1 pseudogene is annotated in these 440 nt (G+C 72.0%); it reads right to left on the bottom strand.

The features are described from left to right. Positions 1-440 (bottom strand): annotated as a pseudogene (gene fadH / locus LPA54_RS39105) (NADPH-dependent 2,4-dienoyl-CoA reductase); the annotation flags it as partial.

Here is a 440-nt window from a genome sequence, read left to right as displayed (position 1 = left end):
CGGTAGATCAGGATGAAGTCGTCGCCGACCGCCTCGCGGACGCGGCGGACGATCTCGACCGGGAAGCGCATCCGGTTCTCGTAGGAGCCGCCCCAGCGGTCGGTGCGGTGGTTGGTCTGCCGGGCGATGAACTCGTTGATGAGGTAGCCCTCGGAGCCCATGATCTCGACGCCGTCGTAGCCGGCCTGCCGGGCGAGGCGGGCGGCGCGCACGTAGTCGTCGATGGTCCGCTCGACGTCGGCGTCGGTGAGCTCGCGCGGCGGGAAGGGGCTGATGGGCGCCTGGACCGGGCTCGGGGCGACCAGGTCCCGGTGGTAGGCGTACCGGCCGAAGTGCAGGATCTGCAGGGCGATGCGGCCGCCCTCGCGGTGGACGGCCGCGGTGACGACCCGGTGCTGCTCGGCCTCCTCGTCGGTGGTGAGCTTGGCGCCGCCCTCGTA

This window comes from Streptomyces sp. DH12 (assembly GCF_020873895.1).
Taxonomy (GTDB): domain Bacteria; phylum Actinomycetota; class Actinomycetes; order Streptomycetales; family Streptomycetaceae; genus Streptomyces.
The sequence above is the reverse complement of the archived record's forward strand: the minus strand, read 5'-3'. Positions and strand labels throughout refer to the sequence as shown.